This window comes from Sphingobium fluminis, from assembly GCF_037723805.1.
Taxonomy (GTDB): Bacteria; Pseudomonadota; Alphaproteobacteria; order Sphingomonadales; family Sphingomonadaceae; genus Sphingobium.
Window position 1 is genome coordinate 780,501 of sequence record NZ_JBBJUK010000001.1, and the last position, 26,613, is coordinate 807,113.

Sequence of the window (26,613 nt, forward strand, 5' to 3'; positions counted from 1 at the left end):
TCGACCATGACGACCGATGCCACCGCCCGCTTGGCGCTGCCGCTGCTGTTCGCGGGCCAGGCGCAGAAGGAAGTTTTCCATAATGAAGCACTGACCGCTATCGATGCCCTGCTGCATGGGGTGGCGGCGAGCGCTGATCTGGCGACGCCGCCGGGATCGCCGATCGTCGGACAATGCTGGATCGTGGCGCCCGGCGCGAGCGGCGCATGGGCAGGGCGGGCGAACAGTGTGGCGTGCTGGACCGACGGCGGATGGCGCTTTTTCGCTGCCTGCGAGGGATTGTCGGTGCTGGTAGCCGACAGGGGACACCGAATGAGCTGGGACGGATCGGCCTGGCTGGACGAACGCCTGCGCGAGGAAGGACTATATCTGGCCGGACACAGAGTTGTTGGTGAACAAAGGGCAGCCATAGCGGGGCCAGCCGGCGGCGCGACTATTGATGAGAATGCGCGGACGACCATCGACGCCATTTTGACTGCGCTGCGCGATCACGGCCTCATTGCTTCTTAAGAGGAATTTAATATTACAGATTCTTTGCATCCTATATGATCATAGCGAATATATACTCCTGAAACGCCTGCCACTGCGCCATTTTTGCAACGGTTCCCGCAAATGTCGACTTGCCATGAAACCTTCTTGAATATACAGGGTTTCAGCAGTCCTTCGTGACACTTTTGAAAGGGGAATTCATATGCGGAAGCTTGCCCTCGCGGCTGCTCTTGCGACCAGCGTTCTGGCCTCACCGGCCTTTGCGCGCGACGACAGCTGGTATGTCGGCGTCGATGCCGGCGTCATGCTGGTTGAAGACCAGAACCTGACCTTCGACACGCTGCCTCCGGCGAGCGCGTTCGGCCCCCGTGCCGTTCCGTCGATCGATTATCATAAGGGTTATGATTTCGACGCGAATATCGGTTACGACTTCGGTGGTTTCCGTCTGGAAGCCGAAGCGGCCTACAAGCGCGCCAAGATCGATTTCGACAAGACCGGCGGCGGTTTTGGCGGTGCGGCTTCGGCCCTGTCGTTCATGGTCAACGGCCTGCTCGACTTCGGTTCGGATGATGGCCTTCAGGGCTTCGTCGGCGGCGGTGCGGGCGTTTCGCGCGCCAAGCTTGCCAACGATATCGTGAACGACACCGACACCGGTTTCGCATGGCAGGGCTTGGCTGGCGTTCGCTATCCGCTGACCAGCCATGTCGATCTGTCGTTGAAGTATCGCTTCTTCAACCAGAACAAGATCAAGGTCATCCCGGCTTATCAGAGCATCTACGGTGCCGCTGGTTCGACTGGGGAAACCAAGCTGCGCACGCACAGCCTGCTGCTGGGTCTGACGTACAACTTCGGCGAACCGGCGGCACCTCCGCCGCCCCCGCCGCCACCCCCGCCGCCTCCGCCGCCTCCGCCGCCGCCTCCGCCAGTCGCGGAATGCAGCCCCGGACCGTACATCGTGTTCTTCGAATGGGACAAGTCGGACGTTACGCCTGACGCTGCCACCATTCTGGACAACGCGGTTTCGGCCTACAGCAACTGCGGCAGCGCCCAGGTCATGCTGGCGGGTTATGCGGATCGCTCGGGTTCGGCATCGTACAACGTCGGTCTGTCGCAGCGTCGCGCTGATGCTGTTAAGGCATATATCGCGTCGAAGGGCATCCCTGATGGTGTGATCACGACCCAGGCGTTCGGTGAATCGAACCCCCGCGTCGAGACTGCCGATGGTGTTCGCGAACTGCAGAACCGTCGTGTGGAAATCACCTACGGTCCGGGTTCGGGTCAGTAATCAGATTTCCTTCAGCAATGGAGGAAGCAGAAGAGGGCCGGTCGAAAGACCGGCCCTTTTTCTTTGCGCAAGCCGCGGACTGAGGTGCAACTCGCGGATGTGCGGATGTGTGGATGTGCGCTTTTGCAGATTGGCGGCGCTCGCGGGACGCGGGTCAGTGGCATCGCAAATATTATCGGCTTCGCAACAAATATGCCGTCATAACGTTCGGCATATCATCGCCACGTGGGAGCAGCTTATGAGAATCGCGCCGATATTTTTGAGCCTGCCCTTACTCCTGGCTGCTGGTGGTTGCGCAACGACGGCGCAGCCCGCCGCCGGGCCGTCCGCCAGCGCGCAATTGTCCGGCAGCGACGGCGCCAGTCACGGATCGGCGACCATCGTTCAGGCGGAGGATGGCTTGCATGTCACCGTCATGGCGACGGGTCTGACCCCCGGGGTTCACGCCGTGCATCTGCATATGATCGGCCTGTGTTCCCCACCCGATTTCGCCAGCGCGGGCGGGCACTGGAACCCGACCGGGCACAAGCATGGCAAGGATAATCCCGCTGGCATGCATATGGGCGACATGCCCAATATGCTGGCTGCGGTGGACGGAACGGGGCGCCTGGACTATGTGATCCCGGACGGTCAACTGGCGGCTGGCGCCACGCCCCTGCTGGATGCCGACGGCGCGGCTGTGGTCGTTCACGCAAAGCCTGACGACAATGTGAGCGATCCGGCCGGAAACGCAGGCGGGCGGGTCGCCTGTGGCGTGCTGAAAGTTCAATAGGCTGGGGCGTACAGGCGACGATGGCTGCTTCGGCGATGGAGCGCAGCGGGCGGAGAGCGGACCTGCGATTTGATCGCGCGCCTGATACGCCGCTTGAGTAAATGGCTCTGGCTCGTTCCGCCGACCGAGCGATTTGGTCGTTATGACCGGCGGTAGAGCCGGAGCGTCCGGCAGCAAGTCTTTTACACCAATGCTTGAATTGCGGGCCGTAGTGGCCGATAATAAGCGGACCGGCAGAAGATTGCCGACGAAGGAGATATTCCATGGCCAACTGGTCTGACCCCCGTTCCGATATTGCCGGCTTCGGCGGCGCAAGCGTCGCGCGCGGCGAGGCGTTCGATGCGGGCCTGCGCAGCTATATGCTGTCGGTATATAATTATATGGCGAGCGGCGTATTGCTGACGGGCCTTGTCGCGATGCTGTTCGCGTCGAGTGGCCTTGCCTATCAGCTGCTCGCCGGTCCCGGCATCCTCAAATATGTGATCATGTTCGCGCCGCTCGGTTTCGTTATGGCGCTGAGCTTTGGCATTCAGCGCATGTCGACATTCACGGCTCAGGCGCTGTTCTGGGCCTATGCAGCGGTGATGGGGCTGTCCCTGTCCTCGATCTTTCTGGTCTATACAGGTTCGTCGATCGCGCAGACCTTCTTTGCAACGGCGGCGGCTTTCGCCGGCCTCAGCCTGTTCGGCTATACCACGAAGAAGGATCTTTCGGGTTTCGGCACCTTCCTGATCATGGGCGTGGTGGGCCTGCTCGTGGCCAGCCTCATCAATATTTTCCTCAAGTCCAGCATGATGAACCTGATCATCAGCTTCGTCGGCGTGTTGCTGTTCGCCGGGCTGACCGCTTATGACACGCAGAAGATCAAAGGCATTTATGCGCATGTTGCGGGCACCGACATGATGGGCAAGTCGGTGGTGATGGGGGCGCTCAACCTCTATCTCGATTTCATCAACATGTTCATGTTCCTGCTGCGCTTCATGGGCAGCAGCCGCAACTGATACCCTAATCAAGATTAGGCAGACAAAGGGCCGGAGTATCCTCCGGCCCTTTTCTATTTCGGTCAGGCCGGCTTCTGCATGTCTTCGATGAGTGCGGCATCAAATGCCTTCTGGCGCTTATAGGCCGGCCGCTCGCGCAGACGGCTGGCATAGGCTTCCAGCACAGGCGTGGCGGGGATCGACTTGAAGGTCAGGCCAAAATCCACCTGCGATCCGACATAGACGTCTGCCGCGGTGAACTGGTCGCCGCAAATCCACGCTGCGCCCGATACGGCCTTTTCCAGGGTCGCTATCGCCTGCTCGAACGAACCATAGCCCGCCATGCGCTCGCGCCCCTCGGGAATTTCGAAACCCAGCGCATTGTTGGTGACGGCGGATTCGACCGGGCCTGCGGCGAAAAACAACCAGCGATAATAGTCGGCACGGTCGTCGAGCGCGGGTGCGAGGTTCGCCGAGGGGAAGGTGTCGGCGAGATAGGCGCAGATTGCTGCGCACTCGGTGACTATATGTCCTTCGTGGATGATCGCGGGCACCTTACCCATGGGGTTGACGGCGAGATAGTCCGCCGTTTTCATGCCACCTTCGTAGTCGAGCAGGACGGTCTCATAGGCGGCCCCGACCTCTTCCAGCATCCAGCGTACGATCTGCCCCCTCGACATGGGATTATGGTAGAAAATGATGCTGTCGGTCATGATCGGTTCTCCTGCGCCGGTGTCGGGTCAGGTGCTTCTAGCAGGTTCGCATGGACGAAGTCAGGCCAGGTGCCGAGCCGCCATAGGCTTGTGATCAGGCCCGAAGGAACTGTCTGTCAGCGAGGAAATGAATGATCTGACGAGCGACGGTGCCACTATAAATCATCGTCATATGGTCAACCGGCAGGACGAGATGATCGGTCTGTCCTTCAATATGGGTCGCCGCCACGCTGACGAGCCCGTCGTGCGGCGACTGAAGGAGAAGACCAGCGAGCGACGGGCTGAGCGGCCGGTTGCCCGCGATGACGCCAAGGGGGTAATCGACCGCGCCAAGCATTGCCGTGACGCCCGGCCTGCGCGCCGAACGCAAAAGCCGTCCGGCGCGATTGAGGAAGGGACCGTGCATTCCCAAACGGTAAAGAAAATCGGCCAGTTCGCTACCGCCATGCGGTGTGCCCAGCGTGACGACGCGCCCCAGATTGTCCGGCCGCCGATGAGCGATGGCGGCGCGCAAAATCAGCCCGCCCATGGAGTGGCCGACGAAATGGATGGTGGAGACCTGATCGGCGAAGCGTGCAAACCGGGGTGCCAGGTCGTCGACGATCCGCTCTACCGGCCAGTGCCAGGAGGAATAATGCGGGTTGATTATCGCATAACCCGTGCGTCGCAGCCGCCGGCCCAGTAGCGCCATTTGAACAGGCATGCCACCAAAACCATGGAGGAGAACGACCCCTTCAGGCAATCCTTCTCCTCCATTCCGTGGCGCGGGCTTCAAGAGTGATGCGCCCTATTTCGCCTGTTCGTCGGTCTTCGCCTTGCCACCCTTCTTGCTCTTTTTCGGAGCGGCCGGGGTAATTTCGAAGGCCAGCGCTTCATCCTTCATGCGGACATGCACCTCGCCGCCATGGACCAGCTTGCCGAACAGCAACTCCTCCGCCAGCGGTTGCTTGATCTTTTCCTGCATCAGCCGACCCATGGGACGCGCGCCGTACAGCTTGTCATAGCCTTTCTTCGTCAGCCATGCCTTCGCATCTTCGTCCAGGGTAATGTGGACGTCCCGGTCGGCAAGCTGGATCTCCAGCTGAAGCACGAACTTGTCGATGACGCGCGCGACGATTTCGGGCGGCAGATAGCCGAAAGGCACGATCGCATCGAGGCGGTTGCGGAATTCGGGGGTGAAGAGCTTCTTCACCGCGTCCTCCTGTACGTCCTCGCGGGTCAGTTCGCCGAAACCGATGCTTTCCTTTGCCATGTCCGACGCACCGGCATTGGTCGTCATGATGAGGATGGTGTTGCGGAAATCGACGGTCTTGCCGTGATGATCGGTCAGGCGGCCATTATCCATCACCTGCAACAAGATGTTGAACAGGTCGGGATGCGCCTTTTCGATTTCGTCCAGCAGCAGGACGCTGTGCGGCTGCTGATCGACGGCATCGGTGAGCAGGCCACCCTGGTCATAGCCGACATAGCCTGGAGGGGCGCCGATCAGGCGGCTGACCGAATGGCGTTCCATATATTCCGACATGTCGAAACGCTGGAGCGGGATGCCGAGCAAGGTGGCGAGCTGGCGCGCGACCTCTGTCTTGCCGACGCCGGTGGGGCCCGAGAAGAGATAGTTGCCGATCGGCTTGTCGGGATCGCGCAGGCCCGCGCGCGACAGTTTGATCGCGCTGGACAGCACCTCGATCGCCTTGTCCTGGCCGAACACGACGCGCTTGAGGTCGGTCGTCAGCGATTCCAGCACGCTCTTGTCGTCGGACGATACCGTCTTGGGGGGGATGCGGGCCATGGTCGCGATGACCTGTTCGATCTCCTTGGGGGTGATCGTCTTTTTCCGCTTGGACGGCACAACCAGCATCTGCATCGCGCCGACTTCATCGATCACGTCGATCGCCTTATCGGGAAGCTTGCGGTCGTTGATGTAGCGCGCCGATAGCTCGACCGCCGCCTTGATCGCGTCGGGCGTATATTTGACGTGATGATGCTCTTCGAACGCCGAGCGGAGACCAGCGAGGATCTTGATCGTATCCTCGACCGTCGGTTCGTTGACGTCGATCTTCTGGAAACGCCGGAGCAAAGCCCGGTCCTTTTCGAAATGATTGCGGAATTCCTTGTAGGTGGTCGAGCCGATGCAGCGGATCGTCCCGCCCGACAGAGCCGGCTTGAGCAGATTGGAGGCATCCATCGCCCCGCCGCTGGTCGCACCGGCGCCGATGACGGTATGAATCTCATCGATGAAGAGGACGGCGTGCGGCATTTTTTCCAGTTCGGTGACGACCGCCTTCAGTCGCTCCTCGAAATCGCCGCGATAGCGGGTGCCGGCCAACAGCGCGCCCATGTCGAGCGAATAGATGACTGCTTCCTTGAGCACGTCGGGCACCTCGCCCTCTATGATCTTGCGCGCGAGGCCTTCCGCAATCGCGGTCTTGCCGACGCCGGGATCGCCCACGTAAAGCGGGTTGTTCTTCGACCGGCGGCACAGGATCTGGATCGTGCGATCCACCTCGGCCGCACGGCCGATCAGGGGATCAACCTTGCCGCGTGCCGCCTTCTCATTGAGGTTGACGGTGAACTGGTCGAGCGCGCTGTCCTTCTTCCCCTTGCCGTCCTGCACCTTCTTTTCCTCCTCGGCAGCGCCCTTGGTCTCCTGACGTTCGGGTGCGGGGGTGCCCTTGCCGACGCCGTGGCTCAGGAAGCTGACGGCATCGAGGCGGCTCATATCCTGCTGTTGCAGGAAATAGACGGCATAGCTTTCGCGTTCGGAAAAGAGCGCGACGAGCACGTTGGCGCCGGTCACCTCATCCTTGCCGGACGACTGGACGTGGAGGATGGCGCGCTGGACGACGCGCTGGAAGCCGCTGGTGGGCGAAGGATCGCTCGCACCCTCTACCTTGAGGCTGTCGAGTTCGGTATCGAGATACTGGGTTACCGCATCGGACAGTTCGCCCAGTTCCACGCCGCAAGCCTGCATAACCTTCGACGCATGTTCGTCATCGATCAACGCCAGCAGCAGATGTTCGAGCGTCGCATATTCATGGCGGCGCTCGGACGCGTGCGTCAGCGCGTTGTGCAGGGTGGTTTCAAGGGCGGTCGCGAAAGATGGCATGTCCGTCTACTCCTGGCCCCGATGAGGGGCGGTGTGGAACCATATGTCGGCATTGCTCGACGGCAGATCAAGGACGCGTCCCTGATCACCGGAATTGCCAGACTGCCCATGCCCGGTGAAGTCCGTTTGCAGACCGCAAGGGGCAAGGCGCGGGTTCATCGCCTGAATAACGCCTCGGCACTTGCCTTATGGTTAACGGCGCTTTTCAATTTTGCTCTGGTGCGAGATATTTCGCCTTCCAACGCCGTTACGCGCGCTTCCAGATCGGCCACGGATAATGGCCCCAGATCCTGCTGGATGAGCCGGGCCAGCGGATCATCGGCCTTGCGCGGCAGATCATTATCCATGTCCATAATGGCAATGTTGACCCTGCTTTCCAGTCTGTCAATAAGGATGGGTGTTCCGTCCGTCGATTTCGGTGCGGTGCAGCATGATGACGACCGGGGGCGGGCATGACGGGTCACGACAACTTATTGCCGCGCGACATGGTGGCGATCGGCGTACCGGTGCCGGGTGGCCCGGACGCATTGGTGCCCGAGCGGAGGCCGGTGCCGATCCCCGGCGCCGACGAGGTGCTGATCCAGGTGGCGGCCGCTGGGGTGAACCGGCCGGACGTAATGCAGCGCATGGGCAAATATCCGCCGCCGCCGGGGGCGTCCGACATTCCGGGGCTGGAAGTGTCCGGCACTATCGTGGCAGCGGGGCAGGGCGCCGATATGCTTGTGGGCCAGCGTGTATGCGCGCTGCTGCCGGGGGGAGGCTATGCCGAATATGCGGTGGCCGCGGCGGCGCTCTGCCTGCCGGTGCCGGACGATTACGACATAGTCGAAGCGGCGGCGCTGCCCGAGACGCTTTTTACCGTGTGGACCAACCTGTTCGAGCGCGCCTATGCGGTCGAGGGGGACACCGTGCTGGTGCATGGCGGGACGAGCGGCATCGCGACCATGGCGATCAGCCTGTGCCGGCTTTTCGATATCACCATCATCGTGACTTGCGGCACGGACGAGAAATGCGAGGCTGCCAGAGGCTGGGGCGCGACCCATGCGATCAATTATCGAACCCAGGATTTCGTGAAAGAAGTGAAGCGGATCACCGGCGGGCGCGGGTGCCAGGCCGTGCTCGACATGGTCGGTGGCGATTATGTGCCGCGCAACATCGAATGCCTTGCCGACGACGGCCGGCATGTATCGATCGCTACCCTGGGCGGTCCCAAGGCCGATATCTTTCTGCCGGCGCTGATGGCGCGACGACTGACGCTGACCGGATCGACCCTGCGGCCGCGCTCGGTCGCTTTCAAGGGGCTGGTCGCGGACGAACTGATGCGGACGGCCTGGGCGTTCGTCGAGGATGGCAGGCTGCGACCGGCGATGGACCAGCGCTTTGCATTGAGCGATGCCGCCAAGGCGCATGCGCGAATGGATGCCGGCGAGCATTTCGGAAAGATCGTGCTGATCCCCTGAGCATGCACCACCATGCCGAGTGACGCATTTCCGTCATGTTCGGCGCGGACTTGTCACATTGGGGCGCTAAAGCGGGCATCGAAGGACAATAGCCCGAGGCTCCATCATGAACGCCATCACGCGCCTGCCTTTTGCATCGGACATCGCGCAAGCGTACCGGAGCGGACCCCATGTCCCCGAGCGGAACGAGGGTGAGCGTCGTCGCTATCGCACCATCTGGATTTCCGACATTCATCTGGGCACCCGTGGATGCAACGCCCGGATGCTGATCGATTTCCTCGACAGCGTGGACAGCGACACCATGTATCTGGTCGGAGACATTATCGACGGTTGGCGGCTCAAAAAGCGTTTCTACTGGCCCGCCACGCATAATGACGTGGTCTGGCGGGTCATGAAGCGCGCCAGTCGCGGAACGCGGGTCGTCTACATCCCTGGCAATCATGACGAAATGTTCCGCCAGTTCACCGGCATGAGTTTTGGTGGCGTCGAAATTCGCCGCAAAGCGATTCACCAGACCGCCGATGGGCGGAAGCTGCTGGTGCTACACGGCGACGAGTTCGACACGATCATGCTGGCCCATCGCTGGCTCGCCTTCGTCGGCGACGCGGCCTATTCCATGCTGATGCGGCTCAATGTGATGGTGAACGCGGTGCGGCAGCGAATGGGGCTGTCCTATTGGTCGCTGTCCAAAATGGCCAAGCATAAGGTCAAAAATGCCGTCGCCTTCATTTCCCGCTTCGAGGAAGTGGTGGCGCACGAAGCCGGAACGCGCGGCGTCGACGGGGTAGTATGCGGTCATATCCACAACGCCGAAATCCGCGAGATCGGCGGCGTGACCTATTATAATGACGGCGACTGGGTCGAAGGATGCACCGCGCTGGTCGAACATTTCGACGGGCGGATGGAAGTGCTGCACTGGGCCGACGAGATTGCGGCCCGCGCGCCGGCCGAACCCGCGCGCATCGCGGCCTGACGGCAGCGCGGACCGATGCGCATCGCGATCGTTACCGACGCCTGGCTGCCACAGGTCAACGGCGTGGTCCGCACGTTGCTGACGATGCGCGATGAACTGGAAAAGCTGGGGCACCAGGTCAGGATGATCTCTCCCGATCTGTACGGCTCCATTCCCTGTCCCACCTATCCCGAGATTCGCCTGGCGCTGGTCCGGCCCGCCGTAGTGGGAGCGGCGATCGCCGGCTTTCATCCCGATGCGGTGCATCTGGCGACCGAAGGTCCGCTGTGCCTTGCGGCGCGGCGCTGGTGCCTGCGCATGGGCGTGCCATTCACTACGGCCTATCATACCCATTTCCCTGAATATGTCGCCAGCCGGACCGGGCTGCCTGCTGCGTGGTTCTGGCGCTATATACGCTGGTTCCATGGTGCCGCGCAGGCTGTGCTGGTGTCGACGCGATCGGTCAGGGCACAGCTTCGCGCCCACGGGATCGTGCGGGTGCGCCCATGGGGCAGGGGCGTCGATCTGGACGCTTTCACGCCCGGAGCGACGCCGCCCGCGATCTTCGCCACGCTCGAACATCCGATCCAGCTCTATGTCGGACGAGTGGCGGTCGAAAAAAATCTGGAAGCATTTCTGGCGAACGGCCATGCCGGGTCGAAGGTCGTGGTCGGCGACGGGCCCGCGCGCGCGGCATTGGAACGCGCCTATCCCGAGGCGCATTTTCTGGGATCGATGTTCGGACCCGCGCTGGCGGGCGCTTATGCCGGGGCGGACGTGTTCGTCTTTCCGAGCCGGACCGATACGTTCGGTCTCGTGATGATCGAGGCGCTGGCCTGCGGCACCCCCGTGGCGGCCTATCCTGTAACCGGGCCGGTCGACATTCTGACGCCCGAAACAGGCGCTCTGTCGGACCGACTGGAAGATGCGATCGCAGCAGCATTGCGATGCGACCGTGCCGCCTGCGCCGCCTATGGCCGGACCTTCAGCTGGGAACGCAGTGCGCAAGAGTTCCTGGCGGGCCTGCATGCGATCGACCCGCAATGCCTGGATAGCGCGGCCTGACGCTTTTCCTTGCTCCATGGGGCATCATGCACTATCCCTCACGCATCGTGGCCGCCCTGATTGGGCGGCCCTTATCATTTTTGCGTGCCGGAGAATGTTCGTGTCCCAGCCCCTGATGCCCCACGCGACCGCCAGCTGGCTGGTCGACAATAGCGCTTTGAGCTTCGACCAGATCGCGGAATTCTGCGGGCTTCACATATTGGAGGTTCAGGCGATCGCCGACGATACCGCCGGGACCAAATATACCGGCCGCGATCCCGTACGCGCGCATGAAATCACGATGGAGGAAATCCACAAGGGCGAGCAGAACCCGGATTATCGCCTCAAGATGCTCAAAGGGCCCGAGCCCGTCCGCCGCACCAAGGGGCCGCGCTACACGCCGGTTTCCAAGCGGCAGGACAAGCCGGATGGCATCGCCTGGATATTGCGCAACCATCCGGAGATTTCGGACGGCGCGATCGGCAAGCTGATCGGCACCACGCGGACCACCATCGCCGCGATCCGGGATCGCAGCCATTGGAACATTTCCAACATCACGCCCAAGGACCCGGTGACGCTGGGCCTGTGTTCGCAGCGTGAACTGGATGCGCTGGTCGCCAAGGCGGCAAAGAAGGCCGGTATCGAAGCACCCACGGACTCGCGTCTGGACGGCGATCGCGCGGCCCTGATCGAGGAGCTGCGCCGTGAGCGCGCCGAGGGCGTGCGTCGCGCCGAAGAGGCGTTGAGGATGGAAAGCGACCTGATTTCGGAGGCCGCCAAGATCCTCGATCCATTCAGCGACAATAATGGTCATGTCTGATCTCATGGCGCCGTTGCCCGCAGGTGACGGCGCGCTGGCGGGTAAACCGGCCTACCGCTAATGTCGCGCCCTTTACGCTTGCGTAAAGCAGGGCTGCCCCATACACTCTCCCCATGGAGAGCATAGCAAAGCCGTGGGTGGCCCATTATAGCCACCCCGTTGCCTGGGATCAGAATTTTCCGCCCTTGTCGGTCGTCGATATGGTAGTGGAGAGCGCCACGGCGAAGCCCGACGCCGTGATGATCGATTTCATGGGGCGCAAGACCAGCTATGGTGAAATGCTGCCGGCGATCCGTCGCATTGCCAAGGGGCTTCAGGCCATGGGCGTGCGCAAGGGCGACCGGGTCGGCCTTTTCCTGCCCAACGTCCCCCACTATGTCGCGGCCTATTATGGGGCGATGATGGCGGGGGCGACGGTCGTCAATTTCTCGCCGCTCTATACCGCCGCCGAACTGGAGCATCAGGTCGAGGATAGCGGAACGAAGATCCTCTTCACATTATCGGCCAAAGCCCTTTTGCCGACGGCGACCAAGGTGCTGAACAACAGCAGTCTGGAACGGTTGATCGTGGGCAGCGTCGCGCAAGCGCTGTCACCGGCAAAGTCGCTGCTGTTCCGGATGTTCAAGCGAGCGGAGACCGCGCCCGTCCCCCACGATCCGCGCATCACGAGCTTCGCCAAGCTGCTCCAGCATGGCGACGATCCCGATCCGGTCGCGATCGATCCCGACAAAGATATCGCGCTGCTGCAATATACCGGTGGAACGACAGGAACGCCGAAGGGCGCCATGCTCTCCCACCAGAATCTCACCGCCAATGCGCGACAGATCCGGATGATGGACCCGCATACCGACCTGGATGACCGGATCATCGCGGTTCTGCCCTTTTTTCACGTCTTCGCCAACACCTGTACGCTCAACCGGACGGTGCTGAACGGGGGCGAGATGGTGATGCTGCCCCGGTTCGAAGCGGTACAGGTCCTGGCAGCCATCCAGCGGACGAAGGCGACGTCGCTTCCCGGCGTACCGACCATGTATCAGGCGCTGCTCGACCATCCGGCGACGGGCAATATAGATTTTTCGTCACTGCGCCTGTGCATATCGGGCGGCGCGCCGCTGCCGCTAGAACTCAAGCAGCGATTCGAAGCAGTGACGGGGTCGAAACTCGTCGAAGGCTATGGTTTGACCGAAAGCAGCCCGGTGGTCTGTTCCAATCCCTATGAGGGCCTGAACAAGACCGGCACGGTGGGCCAGCCAGTGCCCGGCACGCTGGTCCGGCTGGTCCATCGCGAGGACCCGACCCGGCCGCCCCCCGATGACGAACCCGGCGAACTTATCTTTTCCGGGCCGCAGATCATGAAGGGCTATTGGCAGCGCCCGGATGCGGATCGCGAAGTCTTTATCGATGGCTGGCTTCGCACGGGCGACGTTGGCCTGATCGACGCCGACGGCTATGTGAAGATCGTCGATCGACTGAAGGACATGATCGCGGTAGGCGGCTTCAAGGTCTTTCCCAGCCAGATCGAGGCGCTCCTCTATCATCACCCGGCGGTCAAGGAAGCGCTCGTCATCGGCATTCCCGATCATTATCGCGGCGAATGCCCAAAGGCTTTCGTCACGCTTCAGGACGGCGCGGTCGTCGACGGCCCGGCGCTCAAGGACTGGCTCAATCCGCAACTGGGAAAGCATGAAAAGCTGTGCGAGGTCGAGGTGCGACTGAACCTGCCCAGAACGCTGGTCGGCAAGCTGTCACGCAAGGAACTGGTCGCGGAAGAGCGGGCCAAGGCGGAAAGGCCGGCAGTGGAGACTGGAACGCCGGCCTGACCTTTCCTATCTTGATCGCTCAGCAGATTGAGGAACGATCAATGGCGCAGGAAATCGCGACGCTAGCGGGTGGCTGCTTCTGGTGCACCGAAGCGGTCTATCAGAATCTCAAGGGCGTCGCATCGGTCGAAAGCGGCTATATTGGCGGCGCCAATCCCGATCCCAGCTATGAACAGGTGTGTTCGGGCAAGACCGGCCATGCCGAGGCGGTCCGGGTAACGTTCGACCCCGATGTGATTTCCTATGGCAATCTGCTCGATATCTTCTTTGCGACGCACGATCCGACGACACTCAATCGTCAGGGCAATGATGTCGGCACCCAATATCGCTCCGCCATCTTTCCGCATTCACCCGATCAGGAGCAGGAGGCGAAAGCGGCGATCTTGCGCTCGGCACCCGATCACGCCCGGCCGATCGTGACGACGATAGAGGCTGACGCCCCCTGGTATCCGGCGGAAGATTATCACCAGAAATATTGGGACCGCGTCGGCGATCGTAATCCCTATTGCATGGCCCTCATTCCGCCCAAGCTCGCCAAACTGCGCAAGAATTTTGCCGAACGGGTCGAAAGCTGATGTCATCCGGCTTAGGGCGAGGTTAATGTCGGCCGTGCGATGAGGGCGCGGATTTGGCAAAGTCGGGGGACCAGGACGTGAAGAAGAGCTATTTGATCGCAGCGCCGTTAATGATGCTCGTTTTGCCGGGCTGCGTCCGGACAGTGGCCAGTGTCGTGACGGCGCCGGTGCGCGCCGGCGCGCAGGCGGCGGACTGGGCGACCACTAGCCAAGACGAAGCAGACCGCAATTATGGCCGCAAGATGCGCAAGCAGGAAGCGCGCGAAGGCAGGGAGCGAAAGAAAGCCGATCAGGAACGCCGCCGCGCTTGCCGCGACTGCGACTGACTAGTCTCAGGCCGCCGCGCGCTTCAGCCGGTCGTTGATCGCCGCGCCGATCCCTTCGATCGGGATCGGGGCTACCGCGATTTGGCTGGCGTCGCTCGCGTCGGCGATGTGCAGCGCCGCGAACAGCATCGCCGCCGCTTCATTCAGGTCGGCGGTCGGGCTCAGGTTGATGTCGCCATGCACCGACCCGAAGCCTATCATATATTCGGCCCCATCCCCCTCAAGCGCGTTCAGGCGCATCGGCTTGGACGGCGCATAATGGCTTTCGAGTTGGCCGGGCGCTTCGATGCTCGTTGAATGTGAGACTTCGATCACGCGAAGGCACGTCGCCGCCTCCAGCATGGCGGCCGTCACCGGGCCGGGGCGAAGCAGGCGCAGATGATCCGTCTCCGGCGCGACGATCGTCGATTCAAGGCCTTGCGTGGCCGGGCCTCCATCCAAAATCATGCCGAGCCTCCCCGCCAGGCTGGCGCGCACATGCTCTGCGCATGTCGGGCTGATCGCACCGCTGCGGTTGGCTGATGGTGCGGCAAGCGGTCTGCCGCTCGCTTCGATGAGGGCGCGCATGACCGGATGGGCCGGCAGGCGCAGCGCGACCGTCGCGAGGCCGGCGGTCACGAGCGGGGACAAGCCGCTGTCTGCGCGAACCGGCAGGACGAGTGTCAGCGGTCCCGGCCAGAAATGATCGGCCAGCTTCGCCGCCAGCGGCGAGAAGATGGCCAGTCGCCGCGCCATGGGACGGTCTGCAACATGGACGATCAGCGGGTTGAAGCTCGGCCGTCCCTTGGCCGCGTAGATCGCAGCTACAGCGCGGCTGTCGGTTGCGTCGGCCGCGAGACCATAGACCGTCTCCGTCGGCACCGCGACCGGCTGCCCGGCGCGCAGGCGATCTGCCGCTTCGCGCAGGGCATCGGGACCGTAGGGAAAAATGCCGGTCGAAAGGGCGGGGGGAAGCGGGGTCACGGCGTCGGCGCTATAGCGTGCAACGCGGCTGCGCAAAAGGGCATGCTTGCCGCCGGTGCACGTGGGGGCTAAGCGCGCCCGATGACCGACACTGTGCTGACCCGTATCGCCCAGGCGCTGGAACGGCTAGCGCCGCCACCGCCAACGCCTGCCGATCTGGCCTTAGCGCCCGCCTATGTGTGGGACGGGGCGGCGATCACTGCGGTCACGGCTTTCGATCCGGTGAACTATGCCCTGTTGTCGGGCATCGACATGCAGAAATCGGTCCTGCTGGAAAATACGCGTCGGCACGCGGCGGGCCACGCCGCCCATGACGTGCTGCTATGGGGTGCGCGGGGCACGGGCAAGTCGGCGAGCGTCGCGTCCGTGGTCGGCCAACTGCAGAGCGAGGGAACAGATATCGCGCTGCTGCAATGTGCGATCGACGAACTGGCGAGCCTTCCCCGGCTTTTCGCGCTGTTGGGCGAGACCGACAGGCCGTTCGTGCTGTTCCTCGACGATCTGGGGTTTGAGGAGGGGGTCGGCGACGCCCGTGCATTGCGGTCCCTGCTTCAGGGGGGCACCGCGGCGCGGCCGGCCAATGTCCGGCTCTACGTCACCTCGAACCGCCGGCATATCGTGCCTCGCCACCTGTCGGAGCAGGATGACCCGGTCAATCCGCGCGATGTGGTCGATGACAAGATGGCGCTTTCGGACCGTTTCGGGCTCAGCCTTGGCTTTCACGCCATGGACCAGCAGGCCTATGTCGCCATCGTCACGGGCTATGCCGAAAGCCTTGGCCTTTCGTTCGATCCTGCCGAAGCCATCCGGTGGGCGACCCAGCGCGGTAGCCGGTCAGGGCGCGTCGCGTGGCAATTTGTCGTGGAACTGGCCGGCCGGAACGGGCTGCCCCTGTAAGCCGCTCTAAGCCGAAGTCAGCGCGCTGACGCGACGCGCCAGACGACGCCACCCACATCGTCGCTGACCAACAGCGTGCCCGCCGCGTCGATCGTCACGTCGACCGGGCGACCGCGTGCGTCCCCGTCGCTGTCCAGAAAGCCGGTCAGCACGTCCACTGGCTTGGCCTTGCCCACTTCGCCATTGTCGGCGAACGGCACGAACACTACCTTATAGCCCGCCGCCGGCTTGCGGTTCCAGCTGCCGTGAAGGCCCACGAAAGCGCCGTTACGGAAGGCGTCGCCGAGCTTTGCGCCAGCCGCGAAGCTAAGGCCCAGCGGCGCGACGTGATTGCCCAGCGCATAATCGGGACGCTTGGTATATTCGCGCACTTCGGGCCGTTGCGGCTGGACCCGCCGGTCTTCATATCCGCCCCAATAATTCCATGGCCAGCCATAGAAGCCGCCAAATTCGACGCGCGTCAGATAATCGGGCACAAGATCGCTGCCGAGCATGTCGCGTTCATTGACGACGCCCCACAGCACGCCGCTTTCCGGCTCGAAGGCGAGGCCGACGGGATTGCGCAGGCCGCTGGCGAAGATGCGATAGTCGCCCGTCTTGGGATTGACCTCCAGCACATTGGCGCGGTTTTCTTCCAGTTCCAGCCCGTTTTCACCGATATTGCTGTTGGCGCCGACGCCCACATAGAGCAGGCCGGAAGGCCCGGCGACCAGGCTGCGAGTCCAGTGCATATTGGGCGCTTGCGCGGGCAGGTTCAGGATCTTGCGGCCCTTCGCCACGATCCGGGTGTCACCGGTCTTATAGGGAAAGGCCATCAGCGCATCGGTATTGGCGACGAACAGCGTGTCGCCGATCAGCGCCATGCCATAGGGCGAATGCAGCCCCGTGAGGAAGGCGGTCTTCACCTCTGCACGGCCGTCGCCGTCCGCGTCGCGCAACAGGGTGATGCGGTTGGCGGACGGAACGCCGGCACCGGCCTTGCCCATCAGATAATTCATCACCCGGCTTACGATGCCGCCGGTCTGTCGGGGCGGACTATTCGTCTCCGCCACCAATATGTCGCCATTGGGCAGGCGCAGCAGAGAGCGCGGATGCGCCAGTCCATCGGCAAACCGGCTGGCCGACAGGCCCCGGGCAGCGGTCGGATGTTCGCCGGCATGCCACGGCTTGGCCTCCGCTACGTTGATCGTCGGAACCATTTCACTGCGCGCCGCCGTGAATGTCGGTTCGCGCCCGACATCCGCGCCAGGGGGCAACTGGGCGGTGTCACCCTGCGCGAGATAGAAGATCACGCCGGCCAGAAGGACGAGGATAATCAGGCTGAAGGCGATCAAATGCTTTTTCATGTCCCTCACTTATGCTTGGGCGACGCGGTCGGCAAGGCGGGCGGCGGACTTACCGGCCGCGTTCGCGTAACCACAGGACAAGCGCGATCAGGATGCCAAGGCCCGCTCCCGCGAGCAGGCCGGCGCTCGGCTGGCCCAGCATGCCGCCGCCGATCGCACCGGCCAGGATCAGGGAGGCGATGATGGCGCCGGCACCGGTGGGGGGCGATTGTCGGGGAGTGGTCATGCTTGCGCCTTGCCACGGCAGCCATTCCAAGGCCAGCCGCTTTGTTCTGCTCCATATCCGGACCGCAGGTCCCTCGATAGGACGCGCGTGCCAGAATGGGACTTGGCTAATGCGTCCTTTACCCTCGTATCGGGCGGTGGACGGCCATCCTGACAACTGGCATGCGACTTGGATGGTGCTTCGAATAATAAGGTCGCAAAAATCAGGGGGTTGAATGCAATTGCCATATCTTTCGGACCGCAAGAGCTTCGACGATGCCGCGGATCTCATCGCGCATTTCGGCGCCGATGCCGGCTATGAAGCCGCCGCCCGTGCCGATCGCAGCCGGGACCTGGGTAATCACATCCATTTTTGTCACTGGCGACAGATTGAGCGCCTCATCGTGCTGCTTGCCTATGACCAGCCGCTCGGGACCGTCCACTGACGGGGCGTCAGAGCCTTAGACCTGCCGTTTCGGGCAGGCCCGCGAGGATGTTCAGGTTCTGCACCGCTGCCCCGGCCGCGCCCTTGCCCAGATTGTCCAGCGCGGCGACCAGCCGGACCTGACCCGTATCTCTATTGCCGAACACGAACAGCGCGAGCCGGTCGGTCGCGCCGACATGTTCGATATGCAGCTGCGACAAAGCGTCGCTTTCGCCCAGGGGTGCCACGCTGACGATCGGTGAGTGCGCATAGGCGGCCGTAAGCGCCGCATGGACGTCCTCGACAGCGGGCGCGCCGGGCAGGGCGCGCAGGTGCAACGGCACCTCCACCAGCATACCGCGATAGGCATTGGCGACCGCAGGCGCGAACAGCGGCGGAAGCGACAGTCCCGAATAGCGCAGCATCTCCGGCGCATGCTTATGCGCGAGGCCCAGACCATAAGCGCGGAAGCCGGTAGGCGCGCTGCCAGCGCCCTCATATTCCGCGATCATCGCCTTACCGCCGCCCGAATAGCCCGATGCGCCCGACACCGTGACCGGCCAGTCGGCGGGGATCAGCCCGGCAAGCACCAGCGGGCGGACAAGCGCCAGGAACCCGGTCGGCCAGCAGCCGGGGTTGGTGACGAAGCGCGCGCCGGCCAGCCTCTCGGCTTGTCCCGGTTCCAGTTCGGGAAAGCCATAGGTCCAGCCGTCGGCGACTCGATGCGCGGTGGACGCATCGATGATGCGGGTGCGGTCATTATCGATCAGAGCAACCGCTTCCCGCGCGGCATCGTCGGGCAGGCACAGGATGACCACATCTGCATCGTTGAGCGCGGCGCGGCGCGCGCGCGCATCCTTGCGGTCCTTCTCGTCGATCACGATAAGCGACAATTCAGGGCGACCGGCCAGCCGTTCGGCGATCTCAAGTCCGGTCGTGCCGACCGCCCCATCGATGAATATCTGCGTCGTCATGCCCCAATTCTCCGCCGCGCGACGATGGGGTCCGCTTGATCGACTGCCAGTCGCGCAACGACGTCGGCGAGCGGCTCGACCACCACGGCCATCCAGTGGGCATTGGCATGCAACAGCCTTTCCCCATCCATCATGATGCCGACATGGCCGGCAAAGAATATAAGATCGCCCCGGCGCAGTTTTGCCTGGGCTGCGAGCGGCGCGCCGATCCCTTCGCATTGCAGGTCGGTATCCCTGGGCACCGCCATGCCGCACCGGCCGAGCGCGACCTGCACCAGTCCCGAACAGTCGACGCCATGATGGCCGCGGCCGCCCCAGATATAGGGTTGCCCCAGATACCGCTCTGCTACGGCGACCCAATCCCGTTCAGGCGCGTCGATCGGGCGGGCGTGCCGTTCATGAACAAAGCCTTCGCCGGTGGCGATGAAATCGTCGGAAGCCTGACCCGAAAACAGCGCTCCGGCGGGCCAATGGTCCGCGATCGGGGCCTTTATATCCTGCGTGCTGAACAGGGGCGCCATATCGGCCACTATGCGATGGGTCGGTGTTTCCAGCCGGTCCAGAGCATCCCGCCGGATATAGCCGACATAGCCGTCATGCCCGCAAAATCCCCAGGCCCACCGGGTCGTGATATCGAGCGCGTGAAAACTTTCCCCCCGCAACAATTCGCTGACCGCCGTCGCGCTCGTCGAGGGAGCCGACAAGACCGGCGCGCCACCAGCCACGCAGGTCAGTTCTACGGCGCGTGCATAATGGGCGGAAAATAATGTGCCAGCGAGCGAAATATCCGCAAGGTCACCGCGCGCAGCGTGTATGCGGCCATCGAGCGCGACCGACCGGCCTTCCAGCCGGAAATGGATCCTAACCGCAGATGCGTTACGCGTGGGAGAAACTGAGCCTTTCATCGCGGCCGGTTCCTGCGATGAAATTATGAAAGGCGTCAAGAAATTCCGCCCCTTTGGGCGTCCGGGCGATAAAAATATTCCGCCGGTCTGCAGCGTCGCGCTCCCGGCGGAGATAGCCCAGAGCCGACAGCTTGTTGAGCGCCCGCGTAATGACGGGTTTGGAGACATTGAGTATTTCGGCCAGCCCGCGCACTGTATGCGGACCCGCGCCCATATAGACCGTCATCATCAGCGCCATCTGGCGATTGGTGAGATCGGGTTTTCCCGATCGCACATAGTCGACCAGTGTCCGCATCCACTCGTTTAGCGGTTTTCTGCCCGGTTCGTTCACCTGAGCAACCTCTTCCTTGATGGCTTGCGCACTCATGTCCACCCTAACGCACCATGGCTGATCCGGTTGCGTAACGGGTAACGCGTGTTTTCGCTTTTTCCGTTAGCGTCGCGGGTAGCGACCTTGCAACATCTGGAATGCGGCGCGCAGCCCCAGGGCCTCGCCCCCCTTGGGGCGTCCCGGCCTGGCGGCCGGCCGCCACGCGAAGGTGTCGAGATGAAGCCATGGCATGCCATCGGGGACAAACCGGCGCAGGAACAGGGCGGCGGTGATCGCGCCGGCAAAGCCGCCTTCGCCTGCATTGTTAATGTCCGCCACGTCCGACTTCAGCATATCGGCATAGCCATCCCAGAGCGGCAGGCGCCAGCTCGGGTCCTCAACCGCCGATCCTGCCGCATCCATTTCGGCCGCGAGCGCATCGTCATTGGTGAAGAGGGCGGGCAGGTCCGGCCCCAGCGCGACGCGCGCCGCACCGGTCAGGGTCGCGAAGTCGATGATCAGTTCTGGCCCGCATTCGATCGCTTTGGTGAGCGCGTCGGCCAGCACGAGCCGCCCCTCCGCATCGGTATTCCCGATTTCGACGGTGAGCCCCTGGCGGCTCCGTAAAATGTCGCCCGGCCGAAAGGCATTGCCCGCAATCGCGTTTTCCGCCGCCGGGATCAGCAGGTGCAGCCGCACCGGCAAGCGCGCGCCCATGATCAGCCGGGCCAGTGCAAGCGCGTGGGCGGCGCCGCCCATATCCTTCTTCATCAGGCGCATGCCCGACGACGGCTTGATGTCCAGCCCGCCCGAATCGAAGCAGATGCCCTTGCCGATGATGGCCAAGCGGGGGTGTTGGGGGTCGCCCCATGACAATTCGATCAGGCGCGGCGCAAAGACGCGTTCGGCCGCCTTGCCGACAGCGTGGAGCATGGGATAGCCCTGTTCGAGGTCGTCGCCCCGCGTGACCAGCACATCGGCGCCGAAGGCGGCGGCAACGTCCATCACCGCAGCCTCCAGATCTGGCGGTCCCATGTCCGCGGCCGGTGTATTGACGAGGTCGCGCACGAGCGCGACGGCCTCGGCCAGCCTGACCGTCGCGTCGATCCGGCCGGCGTCGCGGCTGAACAGGATGCGCGGGCCGGCTGAATGGTCTTCCTTGCGATATCGGTCGAAACGATACTGCGCCGTCAACCAGCCCAACGCCGCTGCGCCCGGCATCGCATCGTCCAGCCGGTAGCTGCCTTCGGGCAGGGCTTCGGCGAGTTTGGCCAGACACCAGGCCCCCAATGTTTCGGCGTCGGCCACGCCCGCGACCACCGACCATCGCGATGGATGCTCCCCCGGCAGGATCGCAAACTCATTCGGCCGTCCATGGAATTTCTGCGCGCCCACGATGGCGCGATTTCGTTCGGGCTGCCCCCCAAGCCATGCGTCGAATCCCCTGCTATCGAGCAGATGGATCGAATGAGCGCTCTGGTTGTTATCGGGTTTGAGCAGGTCGGCAAAGTCGGTCATGCATCGGATGTAGGTGAAAGCCGCCCGCGATGGAAAGTGCAATTTGCTCATCGCATTGGCGGCCCGCCCGGTCGACCGCCGCTTTGCCTATCGTGCCGAGAAGGCGTATCGTCGCCCGATCAAACCATGGAAGGGACAAGATCGTGATCCATGCTGAAAATGAGGCGCTTCAGGCGCTGCGCGCTCGCGCTTACAGCCTTGCCGAAACCGGACAGTTCGACAGCGCCCATGCCGTCGAACAGGCTCTGATCGCCGAAGGCTGGCCCAACGCCGCCGAGGCGCTTCAAAGCGAATATTCCCGCAAGGCGATCAGCGAACGATGCCAGGCCGCCAAGGTCCATTGATGCAACTGTGCACCTCGATTGGATGCAAAGGGCCGCTGGCTTTGGCGGCCCTTTTACTGTCAGCCTGCGGCCCGGCGAAGGACGCTGATAGCCCCGCCGGAAACGCGGCGACGAACGCGCAGGCGCGCAATTTCGCCGAACAGATGGCGGGTAAGCCTGCCGCTACGCCGCCGGCCAAGGCTTTTGAAAAGGCTGAAAAAAGCGACTTGCTTGAATTCGTCTACGCCTATCCGTCGCCGGCAGCGTCTGTGCCGGCGCTCGTCGCGCGGTTCGACAAGGCCATGACGGTATCCCGCGCCGATGCACTTAAAATGGCGCGAGAAGACAGCGACGCCGCCAAACAATCCGGATTTCCGTTTCACGCCCACAGTCTGGACCCGCTGGACCGTGGCGGCGGACACGCCGCGACTGCTGGTGCTGGAGGCAAGCACCTATGTCTTCACCGGCGGCGCGCATGGCATGACCGGCTTCGACGCGCTGGTCTGGGATCGCGAGCGGAGCCGGGAGACGAGTTTTCCCGCGATGATGACCTCACCCTCCGCATTCGCCGCCTCGATCGGGCCTCGCTTCTGCAAGGCGCTGGACAAGGCGCGTGCGGAAAAGCGCGGCGCGCCGGTGGTGCCCGGTGATGACGATTTCACCAAATGCATCGATCCGATGAAGGAAGTGCTGGTGCCCACGTCCAGCGACGGCAAGCTGATCGACGGTATCAAGGTCGTCGTCGGCCCCTATAGCGCGGGTCCCTATGCGGAAGGCAGTTACGGCATTGCGCTGCCCGTCGACGCGGCGATGCGCAAGGCGATCAAAACCGAATATCAGGACAGCTTCGCCGCCGGCTGATCGTCAGGGCGCGACGGGCACGCCGTAAAGGTCATGCTCGTCGGCATCCTCGACCAATATGTCGAAAATGTCGCCCGGCTGACGGCCTTCGCCGACATCGCGCAGGAAAACATTGCCATCGATCTCGGGCGCGTCGGCCTGGCTTCGGGCGGTCGCGCCGATGGAGCCATCCTCCTCGTCGGGATCGCCCACCTCGTCGAGGATCACCGGCAGCACGCGGCCGACCTTTGCGGCCAGCTTGGCAGCGCTGATCGCGGCGGTCTTGGCCATGATCCGCTGGTAGCGTTCTTCCTTGACCTCCTCGGGCACGGCGCCGGGCAGATCATTGGCGGCCGCGCCCTCGACCGGTTCGAACCGGAACGCGCCCACCCGATCGAGTTGCGCCTCGTCCAGCCAGTCGAGCAGATACTGAAAGTCCGCCTCGGTTTCGCCGGGAAAGCCGACGACGAAGCTGGAGCGGATCGCGATATCGGGGCAGATGCCGCGCCATTTGTGGATCCGGTCGAGCACCTTAGCCTCGTTGGCCGGACGCTTCATCGCCCTGAGCACATTGGGCGCGGCATGCTGGAACGGAATATCGAGATAGGGGGTCAGCAGCCCGTCGGCCATCAGCGGGATGACCTGATCCACATGCGGATAGGGATAGACATAGTGCAGCCGCACCCATGGCGTCGCGCCCTCCGGGGTGCGCAACTGGCCCAGTTCGCGCGCCAGATCGGTCATGTGCGCGCGCACGTCGCGGCCTTTCCACACCCGCGATTCATGGCGGGTGTCGACGCCGTAAGCGGATGTATCCTGACTGATGATCAGCAATTCTCTGGTCCCGGCATGAACCAGCTTTTCGGCTTCGCGCAGCACTGCATCGATCCGTCGCGACACGAGGTCGCCGCGCAGCGACGGAATGATGCAGAAGGAACAGCGATGATTGCAACCTTCGGAAATCTTGAGATAGCTGTAATGGCGCGGCGTCAGCTTCAGGCCGCCCTCGGGCACCAGATCGACAAAGGCGTTGGGCACGGGCGGCGATGCTTCATGTACAGCATTGACCACGGCCTCATATTGATGCGCGCCGGTGACGGCCAGCACCTGCGGGAATTTCGCGCGAATCATCTCCGCCTCATTCCCCATGCATCCGGTGACGATGACCCGGCCATTTTCCGCGATCGCCTCGCCGATGGCTTCGAGCGATTCTTCCTTGGCCGAATCCAGAAAACCGCAGGTGTTCACGAGCACGACGTCGGCGCCGGCATAGTCGGCGGACATCTGATAGCCGTCGGAACGCAGCTTTGTGAGGATGCGTTCGCTGTCGACAAGGGCCTTGGGACAGCCGAGCGACACCATGCCCACCTTGGGGGCTTGCGGAAATTTGGTTGCCATGATCGCCGCGCACATAGGGATTTTCGCGGCCATTGTCACGAGGCGCGTCAGCCGGGGGCATCGCCTTCTGTAATCTCGATCACCAGATCGCCCGATTGAAGCCGTTGCGCGCCCTCTTCGCGCGATCCGATCGTCTGGTCGCCGCGATGGATGCGCAGGCCGATGCCGGTCGTGATCGCCGATAATGGCGCGCCGATCTCGTCCGGCCGGGCGAGCCGTTCGTTCAGCTTCACGCGCCCGCCGGACGCCGCAAGGTCCGCCATATAATCGGCGATATGCCGGCCGCTCGTGCTGCCCGCCAGCAACAGTCCCGCGAAGCTCGTGGGATTGATCACGGTGGTCGCGCCGGCCTGTCGCGCGGGCAGCTCATTATCCTCGTTCCGCACGACGATGCTGATCGGCAAGCGCGCGGCCAGATGCCGGGCGGTCAGGGTGATGAGGATCGACGTGTCGTCGCGCCCGGCCGACACGATCATCGATCGGGCGCGGTGGATCGCCACATCCTTCAAGGTGCGGTCGCGGGTCGAATCGCCACATAATATGTTGCAGCCCAGCGCCTCCGCCTCGCCCAGCGCCTTTTCGCTCATCTCCACGACCACGATGGCGCGCGGATCGGTTCCCCGCGCCAGCAATTCCCGCACCGCCTCCGCCCCACTGGTGCCAAAGCCGGTGACGACGATATGATTGTGCAGATCGGCCTGAATGCGTGCCATGCGCCACCTGTAGAGGATGTTGCGGAAAAAGAGATGATAGGCGGTGCCAAGGAAGATCAACCAGACGAACAGCCGGATCGGCGTCACCAATATCGCCTCGAACAGCCGTGCTTCCGGGCTGACGGGCACGATGTCGCCATATCCGACCGTCGTCACGGTGACGGTCGTGAAATAGAGGATGTCGATGAAGCTGATCGTCTTGTCGAAATTGTCGTGAAGCCCGGCGCGCCCCAGCCAGTGGATCAGCAGCACCAGCCCGATCAGCCCGAATACCAGCGCGACTCGCCATACCAGGTCGGCCCACACCGGCATGGCGGATCGCCGGCGCAGGAACCCCGTCGGCGGCGATCCCGCCAGGCGCTGATCCATTCTCATGGCGCGGCGGGCAACTGGCCGAGCGGGTTCACCGGCACGCGGTCCTTGCGCAACTCGAAATGCAGCTTGGGCTGGCTCGCATAGCCGGTGTCGCCCGAAAGGCCGATAATCTGGCCCCGGCTGATTTTCTGCCCGCGCACCACGTCGACCCGGCTGGCATGGCCATAGGCGCTGACCCAGCCGCCGCCATGCGCGATCAGGACGAGCCCGCCGAACACCGCGACCTTGTCGCCCGCATAGGCGACGACGCCATCGGCGGTAGCCCGGATCGCCGACCCGTCGGGAGCGGCGATGTCGATGCCGTTATTGCGAGCGCCGCTTTCGCCGGGGCCAAAGCGTGACAGGATAGCGCCGCGCAATGGCCAGGCGAAATGGCCGGCAAATCTATCGGGCGTCGCGATCGGCACGTTGGAGGGCAGGGGGCGCGGCTTGCGCGATGCGGTGGCAACGGGCGCATTCTCTGCGGCAGCGGGTTGCCCGCCGGTCAGCACGTCATCGATATTGATGCGGAAAGCGGCGGCGCGCTGTTCCATCGTCGGCGGCCGGCGTGGTGCATCGTCGGGCAGCAGCAGCCGCTGGCCCCGGCGCAGCACGAAGGGTTCGTCCAGCCCGTTGATCTCGACCATCCGGCTCCACTGGACGCCGTAGGCGGCGGCGATGGCGATGCCGGTCTCGCCCTCGGCGACCTGATGGTAGCGGCCAGCGGGAATGGACAGTTTCTGGCCGGCCCGGACCATATAGGGCGGTGTCAGTCCGTTCGCCCTGGCGATGATCTCCGATCCGGCGCCGGTGCGGTTGCCGATGCCGCGCAGCGTGTCGCCGGGCTGGACGACATAAATGGACGCCGCCACTGTCCGGGCACTCGCCACCACCTGCTGGGCCGTCCAGACGGGTTCGGATTCAATCACGTCGACGGCGGCGGCATCGGCGTCCAGCCGGGGTGGTGGCGTCTCCTGCGGGCTGCCCCCTCGATTGGGAATGCACCCAGCGATCAACAAGAGGGTCAGTATCAGGGCTGACTTCAGGAGGGGACGCGACATCGGCCCATGCTTAACCCTATCGCCTATCGATTGTCATCCCC

At 63.3% G+C, this 26,613-nt stretch carries 29 protein-coding genes; 15 read left to right on the forward strand and 14 right to left on the reverse strand.

What is annotated here, in order from left to right; genetic code table 11:
* Positions 1 to 6 precede the first annotated feature (6 nt).
* The 4 genes from WG907_RS03900 (at position 7) to WG907_RS03915 (ending at position 3,547) form a co-directional block, all read left to right on the forward strand.
* A complete protein-coding gene (locus WG907_RS03900) occupies positions 7 to 510 on the forward strand; it encodes a DUF2793 domain-containing protein (RefSeq protein WP_340231288.1) in 504 nt (167 codons plus the stop codon).
* Positions 511 to 691: 181 nt separating this feature from the next.
* Positions 692 to 1,774: an OmpA family protein gene (locus tag WG907_RS03905; protein ID WP_340231290.1), complete on the forward strand. Its 1,083-nt coding sequence runs from the start codon at positions 692 to 694 to the stop codon at positions 1,772 to 1,774.
* 238 nt (positions 1,775 to 2,012) lie between these two features.
* The gene (locus WG907_RS03910; protein ID WP_340231291.1) at positions 2,013 to 2,546 is read left to right on the forward strand and encodes a superoxide dismutase family protein; all 534 of its coding nucleotides are present in this window, start codon (positions 2,013 to 2,015) and stop codon (positions 2,544 to 2,546) included.
* A gap of 263 nt (positions 2,547 to 2,809) precedes the next feature.
* Entirely contained in the window at positions 2,810 to 3,547 is a 738-nt protein-coding gene (locus tag WG907_RS03915; protein ID WP_340231292.1) for a Bax inhibitor-1/YccA family protein, read from the forward strand.
* A gap of 62 nt (positions 3,548 to 3,609) precedes the next feature.
* Here WG907_RS03915 and WG907_RS03920 read toward each other — a convergent pair whose 3' ends face one another.
* From WG907_RS03920 to WG907_RS03935, 4 genes are all read right to left on the reverse strand, one after another.
* Complete coding sequence (locus WG907_RS03920; protein WP_340231294.1) at positions 3,610 to 4,239, reverse strand: glutathione S-transferase family protein; 630 nt, start codon at positions 4,237 to 4,239, stop codon at positions 3,610 to 3,612.
* Between the two features lie 94 nt (positions 4,240 to 4,333).
* Positions 4,334 to 4,981, reverse strand: coding sequence for an alpha/beta fold hydrolase (locus tag WG907_RS03925; protein WP_340231296.1), 648 nt, complete (start codon positions 4,979 to 4,981; stop codon positions 4,334 to 4,336).
* 45 nt (positions 4,982 to 5,026) lie between these two features.
* Positions 5,027 to 7,345 (reverse strand): ATP-dependent Clp protease ATP-binding subunit ClpA, encoded by a 2,319-nt coding sequence (clpA, locus tag WG907_RS03930; protein ID WP_340231297.1) that lies wholly within the window; start codon positions 7,343 to 7,345, stop codon positions 5,027 to 5,029.
* A gap of 155 nt (positions 7,346 to 7,500) precedes the next feature.
* On the reverse strand, positions 7,501 to 7,698 hold the full coding sequence (locus WG907_RS03935) for a DUF1192 domain-containing protein (RefSeq protein ID WP_340231830.1): 198 nt from the start codon (positions 7,696 to 7,698) through the stop codon (positions 7,501 to 7,503).
* Positions 7,699 to 7,797: 99 nt separating this feature from the next.
* On the opposite strand from WG907_RS03935, the gene WG907_RS03940 reads away from it, so the two are divergent.
* The 7 genes from WG907_RS03940 (at position 7,798) to WG907_RS03970 (ending at position 14,342) form a co-directional block, all read left to right on the forward strand.
* On the forward strand, positions 7,798 to 8,805 hold the full coding sequence (locus tag WG907_RS03940) for an NAD(P)H-quinone oxidoreductase (protein ID WP_340231298.1): 1,008 nt from the start codon (positions 7,798 to 7,800) through the stop codon (positions 8,803 to 8,805).
* Positions 8,806 to 8,911: 106 nt separating this feature from the next.
* Positions 8,912 to 9,778, forward strand: a complete 867-nt coding sequence (locus tag WG907_RS03945; RefSeq protein WP_340231300.1) for a UDP-2,3-diacylglucosamine diphosphatase — start codon at positions 8,912 to 8,914, stop codon at positions 9,776 to 9,778.
* A 15-nt stretch (positions 9,779 to 9,793) separates the two neighbouring features.
* Complete coding sequence (locus WG907_RS03950) at positions 9,794 to 10,822, forward strand: glycosyltransferase family 4 protein (RefSeq protein ID WP_340231301.1); 1,029 nt, start codon at positions 9,794 to 9,796, stop codon at positions 10,820 to 10,822.
* 115 nt (positions 10,823 to 10,937) lie between these two features.
* Positions 10,938 to 11,621, forward strand: a complete 684-nt coding sequence (locus WG907_RS03955) for a cell cycle transcriptional regulator TrcR (protein WP_340231831.1) — start codon at positions 10,938 to 10,940, stop codon at positions 11,619 to 11,621.
* A gap of 113 nt (positions 11,622 to 11,734) precedes the next feature.
* Positions 11,735 to 13,441: a long-chain-fatty-acid--CoA ligase gene (locus WG907_RS03960; protein ID WP_340231302.1), complete on the forward strand. Its 1,707-nt coding sequence runs from the start codon at positions 11,735 to 11,737 to the stop codon at positions 13,439 to 13,441.
* A gap of 41 nt (positions 13,442 to 13,482) precedes the next feature.
* The gene (gene msrA, locus WG907_RS03965) at positions 13,483 to 14,016 is read left to right on the forward strand and encodes a peptide-methionine (S)-S-oxide reductase MsrA (protein ID WP_340231303.1); all 534 of its coding nucleotides are present in this window, start codon (positions 13,483 to 13,485) and stop codon (positions 14,014 to 14,016) included.
* 110 nt (positions 14,017 to 14,126) lie between these two features.
* Positions 14,127 to 14,342: a hypothetical protein gene (locus tag WG907_RS03970; RefSeq protein WP_445326773.1), complete on the forward strand. Its 216-nt coding sequence runs from the start codon at positions 14,127 to 14,129 to the stop codon at positions 14,340 to 14,342.
* A 6-nt stretch (positions 14,343 to 14,348) separates the two neighbouring features.
* Here WG907_RS03970 and WG907_RS03975 read toward each other — a convergent pair whose 3' ends face one another.
* A complete protein-coding gene (locus tag WG907_RS03975) occupies positions 14,349 to 15,305 on the reverse strand; it encodes an L-threonylcarbamoyladenylate synthase (protein WP_340231305.1) in 957 nt (318 codons plus the stop codon).
* A gap of 81 nt (positions 15,306 to 15,386) precedes the next feature.
* On the opposite strand from WG907_RS03975, the gene WG907_RS03980 reads away from it, so the two are divergent.
* On the forward strand, positions 15,387 to 16,202 hold the full coding sequence (locus tag WG907_RS03980; protein WP_340231306.1) for an ATP-binding protein: 816 nt from the start codon (positions 15,387 to 15,389) through the stop codon (positions 16,200 to 16,202).
* Between the two features lie 17 nt (positions 16,203 to 16,219).
* On the opposite strand, the gene WG907_RS03985 is transcribed toward WG907_RS03980, so the two are convergent.
* Positions 16,220 to 17,548 carry a PQQ-dependent sugar dehydrogenase gene (locus WG907_RS03985; protein ID WP_340231307.1) on the reverse strand — a complete coding sequence of 443 codons (1,329 nt, stop codon included), beginning with the start codon at positions 17,546 to 17,548 and terminating at the stop codon, positions 16,220 to 16,222.
* A gap of 49 nt (positions 17,549 to 17,597) precedes the next feature.
* The gene (locus tag WG907_RS03990; protein WP_340231309.1) at positions 17,598 to 17,774 is read right to left on the reverse strand and encodes a hypothetical protein; all 177 of its coding nucleotides are present in this window, start codon (positions 17,772 to 17,774) and stop codon (positions 17,598 to 17,600) included.
* 214 nt (positions 17,775 to 17,988) lie between these two features.
* On the opposite strand from WG907_RS03990, the gene WG907_RS03995 reads away from it, so the two are divergent.
* The gene (locus WG907_RS03995; protein WP_340231311.1) at positions 17,989 to 18,198 is read left to right on the forward strand and encodes a hypothetical protein; all 210 of its coding nucleotides are present in this window, start codon (positions 17,989 to 17,991) and stop codon (positions 18,196 to 18,198) included.
* A 7-nt stretch (positions 18,199 to 18,205) separates the two neighbouring features.
* On the opposite strand, the gene argC is transcribed toward WG907_RS03995, so the two are convergent.
* The 4 genes from argC to WG907_RS04015 form a co-directional block, all read right to left on the reverse strand.
* Positions 18,206 to 19,150, reverse strand: coding sequence for an N-acetyl-gamma-glutamyl-phosphate reductase (gene argC / locus WG907_RS04000; protein WP_340231312.1), 945 nt, complete (start codon positions 19,148 to 19,150; stop codon positions 18,206 to 18,208).
* A complete protein-coding gene (locus WG907_RS04005; RefSeq protein ID WP_340231313.1) occupies positions 19,147 to 20,055 on the reverse strand; it encodes a C40 family peptidase in 909 nt (302 codons plus the stop codon). Before WG907_RS04005 ends, argC begins: the two co-directional genes overlap by 4 nt.
* Entirely contained in the window at positions 20,027 to 20,422 is a 396-nt protein-coding gene (locus WG907_RS04010; RefSeq protein ID WP_340231314.1) for a MarR family transcriptional regulator, read from the reverse strand. Before WG907_RS04010 ends, WG907_RS04005 begins: the two co-directional genes overlap by 29 nt.
* A 66-nt stretch (positions 20,423 to 20,488) precedes the next feature.
* The gene (locus WG907_RS04015) at positions 20,489 to 21,883 is read right to left on the reverse strand and encodes a leucyl aminopeptidase family protein (RefSeq protein ID WP_340231315.1); all 1,395 of its coding nucleotides are present in this window, start codon (positions 21,881 to 21,883) and stop codon (positions 20,489 to 20,491) included.
* A gap of 143 nt (positions 21,884 to 22,026) precedes the next feature.
* Between WG907_RS04015 and WG907_RS04020 the strand changes: the two genes are divergently transcribed.
* Both WG907_RS04020 and WG907_RS04025 read left to right on the forward strand, forming a co-directional pair.
* Entirely contained in the window at positions 22,027 to 22,227 is a 201-nt protein-coding gene (locus WG907_RS04020) for a hypothetical protein (protein ID WP_340231316.1), read from the forward strand.
* A gap of 300 nt (positions 22,228 to 22,527) precedes the next feature.
* Positions 22,528 to 23,067, forward strand: a complete 540-nt coding sequence (locus WG907_RS04025) for a polysaccharide deacetylase family protein (RefSeq protein ID WP_340231317.1) — start codon at positions 22,528 to 22,530, stop codon at positions 23,065 to 23,067.
* A gap of 3 nt (positions 23,068 to 23,070) precedes the next feature.
* On the opposite strand, the gene rimO is transcribed toward WG907_RS04025, so the two are convergent.
* The 3 genes from rimO to WG907_RS04040 are packed head-to-tail and all read right to left on the reverse strand — an operon-like array spanning position 23,071 to position 26,572.
* A complete protein-coding gene (gene rimO, locus WG907_RS04030) occupies positions 23,071 to 24,459 on the reverse strand; it encodes a 30S ribosomal protein S12 methylthiotransferase RimO (protein ID WP_340231832.1) in 1,389 nt (462 codons plus the stop codon).
* A gap of 32 nt (positions 24,460 to 24,491) precedes the next feature.
* Entirely contained in the window at positions 24,492 to 25,526 is a 1,035-nt protein-coding gene (locus WG907_RS04035; protein ID WP_445326774.1) for a potassium channel family protein, read from the reverse strand.
* Positions 25,527 to 25,528: 2 nt separating this feature from the next.
* Positions 25,529 to 26,572, reverse strand: a complete 1,044-nt coding sequence (locus WG907_RS04040; RefSeq protein WP_340231320.1) for a peptidoglycan DD-metalloendopeptidase family protein — start codon at positions 26,570 to 26,572, stop codon at positions 25,529 to 25,531.
* Positions 26,573 to 26,613: the final 41 nt, after the last annotated feature.

Excerpts from the sequence above, each read along its gene's own strand:
- WG907_RS03900 (WP_340231288.1), top strand. The coding sequence starts at position 7 with ATGACGACCGATGCCACCGCCCGCTTGGCGCTGCCGCTGCTGTTCGCG.
- WG907_RS03905 (WP_340231290.1), top strand. The coding sequence starts at position 692 with ATGCGGAAGCTTGCCCTCGCGGCTGCTCTTGCGACCAGCGTTCTGGCC.
- WG907_RS03910 (WP_340231291.1), top strand. The coding sequence starts at position 2,013 with ATGAGAATCGCGCCGATATTTTTGAGCCTGCCCTTACTCCTGGCTGCT.
- WG907_RS03915 (WP_340231292.1), top strand. The coding sequence starts at position 2,810 with ATGGCCAACTGGTCTGACCCCCGTTCCGATATTGCCGGCTTCGGCGGC.
- WG907_RS03920 (WP_340231294.1), bottom strand. The coding sequence starts at position 4,239 with ATGACCGACAGCATCATTTTCTACCATAATCCCATGTCGAGGGGGCAG.
- clpA (WP_340231297.1), bottom strand. The coding sequence starts at position 7,345 with ATGCCATCTTTCGCGACCGCCCTTGAAACCACCCTGCACAACGCGCTG.
- WG907_RS03935 (WP_340231830.1), bottom strand. The coding sequence starts at position 7,698 with ATGGACATGGATAATGATCTGCCGCGCAAGGCCGATGATCCGCTGGCC.
- WG907_RS03940 (WP_340231298.1), top strand. The coding sequence starts at position 7,798 with ATGACGGGTCACGACAACTTATTGCCGCGCGACATGGTGGCGATCGGC.
- WG907_RS03945 (WP_340231300.1), top strand. The coding sequence starts at position 8,912 with ATGAACGCCATCACGCGCCTGCCTTTTGCATCGGACATCGCGCAAGCG.
- WG907_RS03950 (WP_340231301.1), top strand. The coding sequence starts at position 9,794 with ATGCGCATCGCGATCGTTACCGACGCCTGGCTGCCACAGGTCAACGGC.
- WG907_RS03955 (WP_340231831.1), top strand. The coding sequence starts at position 10,938 with ATGCCCCACGCGACCGCCAGCTGGCTGGTCGACAATAGCGCTTTGAGC.
- WG907_RS03960 (WP_340231302.1), top strand. The coding sequence starts at position 11,735 with ATGGAGAGCATAGCAAAGCCGTGGGTGGCCCATTATAGCCACCCCGTT.
- msrA (WP_340231303.1), top strand. The coding sequence starts at position 13,483 with ATGGCGCAGGAAATCGCGACGCTAGCGGGTGGCTGCTTCTGGTGCACC.
- WG907_RS03970 (WP_445326773.1), top strand. The coding sequence starts at position 14,127 with ATGATGCTCGTTTTGCCGGGCTGCGTCCGGACAGTGGCCAGTGTCGTG.
- WG907_RS03980 (WP_340231306.1), top strand. The coding sequence starts at position 15,387 with ATGACCGACACTGTGCTGACCCGTATCGCCCAGGCGCTGGAACGGCTA.
- WG907_RS03985 (WP_340231307.1), bottom strand. The coding sequence starts at position 17,548 with ATGAAAAAGCATTTGATCGCCTTCAGCCTGATTATCCTCGTCCTTCTG.
- WG907_RS03990 (WP_340231309.1), bottom strand. The coding sequence starts at position 17,774 with ATGACCACTCCCCGACAATCGCCCCCCACCGGTGCCGGCGCCATCATC.
- WG907_RS03995 (WP_340231311.1), top strand. The coding sequence starts at position 17,989 with ATGCAATTGCCATATCTTTCGGACCGCAAGAGCTTCGACGATGCCGCG.
- argC (WP_340231312.1), bottom strand. The coding sequence starts at position 19,150 with ATGACGACGCAGATATTCATCGATGGGGCGGTCGGCACGACCGGACTT.
- WG907_RS04005 (WP_340231313.1), bottom strand. The coding sequence starts at position 20,055 with ATGAAAGGCTCAGTTTCTCCCACGCGTAACGCATCTGCGGTTAGGATC.
- WG907_RS04010 (WP_340231314.1), bottom strand. The coding sequence starts at position 20,422 with ATGAGTGCGCAAGCCATCAAGGAAGAGGTTGCTCAGGTGAACGAACCG.
- WG907_RS04015 (WP_340231315.1), bottom strand. The coding sequence starts at position 21,883 with ATGACCGACTTTGCCGACCTGCTCAAACCCGATAACAACCAGAGCGCT.
- WG907_RS04025 (WP_340231317.1), top strand. The coding sequence starts at position 22,528 with ATGCACTTAAAATGGCGCGAGAAGACAGCGACGCCGCCAAACAATCCG.
- rimO (WP_340231832.1), bottom strand. The coding sequence starts at position 24,459 with ATGTGCGCGGCGATCATGGCAACCAAATTTCCGCAAGCCCCCAAGGTG.
- WG907_RS04035 (WP_445326774.1), bottom strand. The coding sequence starts at position 25,526 with ATGGATCAGCGCCTGGCGGGATCGCCGCCGACGGGGTTCCTGCGCCGG.
- WG907_RS04040 (WP_340231320.1), bottom strand. The coding sequence starts at position 26,572 with ATGTCGCGTCCCCTCCTGAAGTCAGCCCTGATACTGACCCTCTTGTTG.